At 60.2% G+C, this 5,644-nt stretch carries 5 protein-coding genes and 2 pseudogenes; 1 reads left to right on the forward strand and 6 read right to left on the reverse strand.

From position 1 onward, the window contains the following. Positions 1-367: 367 nt before the first annotated feature. Positions 368-525 (forward strand): annotated as a pseudogene (gene opgC, locus JHD07_RS28190) (OpgC domain-containing protein); the annotation flags it as partial. On the opposite strand, the pseudogene JHD07_RS28195 reads toward opgC, so the two are convergent. From JHD07_RS28195 to JHD07_RS28220, 6 genes and pseudogenes are all read right to left on the reverse strand, one after another. Then, positions 503-781, reverse strand: a pseudogene (locus JHD07_RS28195) (hypothetical protein); the annotation flags it as partial. The pseudogenes opgC and JHD07_RS28195 overlap by 23 nt on opposite strands. 58 nt (positions 782-839) lie before the next feature. After that, positions 840-1,346, reverse strand: coding sequence for a MarR family transcriptional regulator (locus JHD07_RS28200; protein WP_291628138.1), 507 nt, complete (start codon positions 1,344-1,346; stop codon positions 840-842). A 10-nt stretch (positions 1,347-1,356) separates the two neighbouring features. Further along, entirely contained in the window at positions 1,357-2,571 is a 1,215-nt protein-coding gene (gene tal, locus JHD07_RS28205; protein ID WP_291628139.1) for a transaldolase, read from the reverse strand. A 1,237-nt stretch (positions 2,572-3,808) separates the two neighbouring features. Further along, complete coding sequence (locus tag JHD07_RS28210; protein ID WP_291628140.1) at positions 3,809-4,579, reverse strand: cytochrome c3 family protein; 771 nt, start codon at positions 4,577-4,579, stop codon at positions 3,809-3,811. Continuing rightward, positions 4,576-5,283: an iron reductase gene (locus JHD07_RS28215; RefSeq protein WP_291628141.1), complete on the reverse strand. Its 708-nt coding sequence runs from the start codon at positions 5,281-5,283 to the stop codon at positions 4,576-4,578. The genes JHD07_RS28210 and JHD07_RS28215 overlap by 4 nt, the downstream gene beginning before the upstream one ends. Positions 5,284-5,286: 3 nt before the next feature. Beyond that, positions 5,287-5,644 (reverse strand): 2Fe-2S iron-sulfur cluster binding domain-containing protein (locus JHD07_RS28220; RefSeq protein WP_291628142.1); only part of this gene is annotated, 358 nt, incomplete at its 5' end.

Here is a 5,644-nt window from a genome sequence, read left to right on the forward strand (position 1 = left end):
CAGGTGGGGGAGTTTCAAGTGACCATACCCGGGGGATTTTGACCGACCCACGGGGCTTCTTTCCGGTGATTGTCGCAGCGCGCAATTAGGTGTTGGTTCGCGCCGCATCACCAACGTCTCCAGCAAATCCCTGGCACCTTACGGATCAGACGGCGCCATCAGGGCGCGCCCGTCTCGCCATCCACAAACCACCGATTATTGCCGACATGGCCATGAGACGTAATGTACAAATCTGGTTGTCTCCATTGAGGGCGCAAACAGCATTGTAAGAACGGGACGAGCGATGCCGGCTGGCGAACCAATTGACGGAGGGCCTGGCTGGACCGTGCAGGTTGCGGTCTTTGTACGGGAACGAGTGTGGAAAACAATCACCGTTAGGTCCGTGTTGCCGAAGCCGCAGCGCGATATCCGGATCTGTTTCACGGACTGGCAAACTGGCCGATCTTTCTGGGGCACATACCAAACACCGCGCTCGCCTGGTTCACCACGCGGAATTACGGCTTTAGCGATGGAGCCGATCTGTTTGATCTCTACCGCGACGTGAACCGCCCCGGGTTTGTTTGACGGAGGCCATTTGGTTTAAGTTCGCCGCCATGGCCGGTTGTTCCAGCATGGCGTAGTAGCGTTGCTCGGCTTCGGCTGGCGGTATGTTGCCGATGGGCTCAAGGAGCCGTCGGTTGTTGAACCAATCCACCCATTCCAGGGTCGCGAACTCGACGGCCTCGAAGCTGCGCCATGGCACGCGCCGATAGATCGCCTCAGCCTTGTAAAGACCGTTGATCCCGGCCGTCGATTCGACTCAAAAGGGGTCTTAGGGCGGCACCCGAACTGGTCACCTGTCAAAAATCCAACGTAAGCTTCAAACATGCCTTTCCCATCCGACTCTTCAGCTTCGAGAGTTTCTCGGAGAACTCCGCCAATTCGTCTGAGCTGAATTCCTCGAAGGTAAACTCGCCGACCGCCTGCTGCCGAGCGGCAAGCCGTGATAGCTGTTCATGGCATTTGTCCGTAAGCGACATCCGGACCACTCGGGCGTCAGTCGGCGAGGCGTCGCGGCGCAACAGCCCGCTGTTCTCCAGTCGCTTCGATTGCGTCGTGACGAATGAGGAGTCGACCTGGAGCATCTTCGACACGGCATTGACGGGCACGCCATCCCCTTTGTCGAGATCGGATACGGCCAGCAGAATCATCCATTGCGGCCCGCTGATATTGAGCGCCTTGGCCCAGAACTGGCGAAGCTTCACCAGGTGGAAATTGATGGACACGATCTCCCAGGTGAAGCGATCGATGACTTCCTGATCGCTAATGCGGCGGTGGCAGGCCCTGCTCTTCCTCGTAGCGGACATAGATTTGCTTTCACGTTCCCTTGTACTCGCGGGGGCCTCGGGTTCCCATGTAAGTCCCGATCTTTGATTGCCACTCCAGCGCGGTCCAGGCTGGCACTGCCGCGCAAGTCAAGCAATCATCACGTCCACCTTGGATCGTCAATTCGCCGCTCGCATCGGGTCGATCTTTGGCTCTGATGCGGTCCATCAGATTGTTCCAGGACTTTACGAAGGATGCAGCTCCTTCGTCCTGCAGTCGCGTGGCGAGCACGTCGATGTCGATACCAACATTGGCGAAGCGGGCGAAAACTGCTTCGTTGTCGCTCCCGTCGGGCGCCCGTATCTCGCCCACCTCGCCGTGATCGGCAAAGGCCTTGAGCGTGCTCTCAGGCATGGTGTTGATGGTGAGGGGGGCTGCCAGCGCCTTCGCGTAGAGGATATCAGACGCTTTGGGGTCCTTGGTGCCAGTGCTGGCCCATAGCAGGCGCTGGGCGCGAGCGCCGGCGTTGGCGGCGCGCTGGAAGCGCGCCGAGGACAGCAGTTCACGGTAAGCCTTGTAGGTGCGCTGAGCGACGGCGATGCCGAGCCGGTTGGTCAGATCGGCCGGGATCTTGCCGGCAACCGCTGCGTCCCAGTGGCTGACGAACAGCGAGGCGACCGAGGCGACTTCCGGATTGAGCCCTGCCGCAATGCGCCGCTCGATGCCGCGCAGATAGGCATCGGCCGCCGCCAGATACTGTTCGCGCGAGAAAAGCAACGTGATGTTCACGGGAACGCCCGCGAAGATTGCCGCCTCGATGGCGGGCAGTCCCTCGGGGGTGCCGGGAATCTTGATAAAGAAGTTGGGTTTGGCGCCACGGCGGTGAAGATCGACCGCGGCCGCCAGCGTGCGGTTGGTATCGTGGGCAAGAAGCGGCGACACTTCGAGCGACACCCAGCCGTCCACACCGTCAGTGCGAGCAAATACCGGCAGGAGTAACTCGGCAGCGCCAGCCAGATCCACGAGCGCCAGCTCGAAGAACAGATCCTCGGCTGATCGGGTCGATGACGACCGAAGAGTAATATCGGCGGCGTACATCGTGCTGTTCTTGATCGCCAGTTCAAAGATCGTGGGATTTGTTGTAAGTCCGGTCACCGAAAATTCGTCGATGTAACGCTGCAGCGTTCCGTTCTGCAATAGGTCACGGGTGATGTTATCGAGCCAGAGGCTCTGGCCGAGATCACGAAGCGTCTTGATTGCCTTCATCGCATCACCTTCAGCTTACGGTTCAGTGGCAAAGCGTCCTACGGGATCAGCGCTCGCAATCGACCAGCCTAATGCGCTCGAACCCGATGTCCCCCCGCATAACGCCGTCGGCTTTCGCTCGTTGAGTTCAGGATTGTGGCGCACGAACCGCCGAGTTGATTGGGCCGGAACTGCTAAACGCGCACAGGAGACGCAGATAGCTGCAAGGAACGAAGCGCCGATCCGAGCAGTGAACGCGCGATCTTCGCAATGCATTCTGAAGAACGTGAATCGGCATCGCACCTCCTATTTGCGACCGTTCCAGAGGTGACCACCCTCGCAGCCGGGCGCATCCCTGCAGATGCTTTTCAACGTGTGCTGCCTGATCCGCGCGTCCTCCTCCTCCTCCAGGGCCGGAGTCATCCCCTCACGCTCGTCGAGCGCATGACCTGGCGGCTTGCGCTTGCCGGTGCGCGCGACATATTGGGGGTGATGCGTGGGCGGTACCGCGCTGAGGCTCGTCCCGTTCGAGCCCGTAGAGGGTCTATCGGCCTGTCCAAATGCCGCGCCAGCCGACGCGGCCAAGGCTGCAGCAACGAACAGTGGCGCAACACTCGAGCTCAACCGGGTCGCGCCCAGCTCGCACCCGATCAGAACGTTTTCGCATTGGGATGCTTGTGATGGCCGCGTATCGCCCTCAAAACACGCCGGGTAAGCCAGCCTGCCTCCGAACAAAGTTCCGCCCGGTCCATCGGAGGACTGCTGGTCCGTTGTCAAAATTGACTTGAATTTCCAACTTCCCGTCTGCCTCAGTCATCCTGATATCGCGGGCATAAAGGCCCAGGATTCGGCGATAAGCCTGCCCCGTCCTGACTTAGACTTCGTGTAGGCAGCCTCTGGATGAACAGATCACCTGAGCGTTGCGGCAGCGCAGATTCTCGAAATGCAGTGCGGCAAAGTTCGAGCATCGACGTCGAAAAATAATGCCTTGCTGCAATGGCATCACCACATGCGGTTTGCAGCGCGAGAACCCGGCTACGCAGCTCCCGGGGCAATCCCTCGATGTGATGGGTGGCCCAGACCGGCTCTTGGGAAAGGTTGGAAAGCGCCATCGTCGCGTGGAAGGGATAGATGATGAAGGCAACGGCGAGCAATATCTTGCGTATGGATCGTCTCCTCTTCCGATCGGACCTCGGGCGCGGCATCCTCAAACACCAAGCCTTAAACCGCGTTTAGGTTAAACGGTCCCGTCATGGCATCAGTGCATACCGGTTCCGACCACCTTGCGATCGCGGAACGAGTTTGTCTTGTGGCACCGGTAGCACTGGCTGATCTGTGTTCCCCCATGACCGCCAGCTTCCATTCCACCCATGCTGAAGTGCTCTGAATAATGGCTCGGCGGCGCCTGATGGCATTGCGCGCAGTCCTTTGACGTGGGCGATGGGTGTCGCGAGGCCGCGATACGCCAGGTGGCAGTCTGATGGCAGCCCGCGCAATTGGCCCCCAAAAGTTCGCGATGCGGGTCCTGGTTGCTATGACAGGTCGCGCAATCCAGGGAGCTCTGCTCGGTCGGAGCAAGCGAAGCGCCGAGAAACTCCGCCATGTCGGCAAGCATTTGCCGTGTCACTCCGGCATGACCAGCCGCTCCAACCGCGACATGCGATCCTATTCTCTCCAGCGCAGCGTGATCCATTCTGATCGGACGCTCGCCGCCTTCGTGCTCGCCATGGCAACCGCGACAATCCTGAACGGTGGCGTGGAAGACGGTCGGCTGCTTTGCAAGGTCTGCCGCCGCACTGGTGTGGCACTTGACGCAGGCCGCGGTTTCGACCCCGCGCGCCGGCGTGTGGCAGCTTTCGCATTTGCCGTTAAGAAAAGCGTGTGCAGACGAAAGCGTGCCTGGCTGGAAAGCGGTACGCCAGCCGGGGACGGCGGCTGATCCAGTCCCGTAAAGACTGACCAACGCGATGATGGCGGCAACTGCGCCGCCGATGATCAAGGCAAGATAGAAGCGATTGACGTTCTTCACGTGAGCCACCGAAGCCCGTAGTAGATCTCGCCGGCGATGTGCAGCGTCAGCAACAGGTACATGAGAATGGCAGCAACCACATGGACGACGATCCAGCGCATGAAGACCTTCTTGAGAGCTTCGCGCGAGCCGATGCCGTATTCAAGATCTGCAATGCTTTCGACGACCTGCAGGACGGATACGTCGCGCAGCGCCGGTGCGCTGATATTTGCGGCCGCAGCCTCTTCGAGCGCCTGGCGCTCGGCAATTGCCGCGGCGGCCTGGTCGTAGGTCGAACGCAGGGTCGCCAGACGCGACTCCGCTTCCCTTAGTTCGGTTGAGGTATGCGGCAGATAGTAGCGCCCCACGAATCCCGTCGCGACCACCACCAGCACCAAAATGAGGAGAGAGATGCCGAGCGGGCTCTGGTACTTGTGACCGGTATGCAGGATCGTCAGAAAGGCGCCGAACACGCCCGCATAGACGTGAAAGGCAAGCAGGCTGCGCAGCGAAACCAGCCGCGTGATCAACGACTTGAACCAATTGACGTACTTGGCAAGCGGGTAGATCAGCAGCAGGACCATCAAGGTGGCGGCGCCAACGCCAAGTATGAACCCGGTCAAACTCCCGGCGAAGCGCGGCGCGGTGTGAAAAAGAAACGCCGGCACCAGGAAGAGCAGCAGCGAGAGCACGATTTCGACGATCAAGCGTTCGGTCTGGTTCATGGTTCACGCCTCGACAACCAGATTGCCGACGGATTTGGCCTGGCAAGCCAGAACGATGTTCTGCGCCTTGTCATCGGGTGTGAGTGCCTCCTCGACTTCCATGGTCACCTTGCCTTCGAGCAGCTTTGTCTTGCAGGTGCCGCAGATCCCGATGCGGCAGGAATAATCGATGGGTACCCCAACGGACTCGGCAACCTCCAGCACAGTCTTGTCCGGCGGAAGCGGAACGAGCTTCTCGGATTTCGCAAAACGAATGGTGGTGGTCGCGGGCCCGATCGCCTGCGCCGGCGGCTGCACCGCGCCGACAGCGGTAACCGCTGCTCCGCCTGACACGATCTGGATGACGCCTGGAGGCGGCACG

Source organism: Bradyrhizobium sp. (assembly GCF_016462955.1).
In the GTDB taxonomy this organism is placed as follows: domain Bacteria; phylum Pseudomonadota; class Alphaproteobacteria; order Rhizobiales; family Xanthobacteraceae; genus Bradyrhizobium.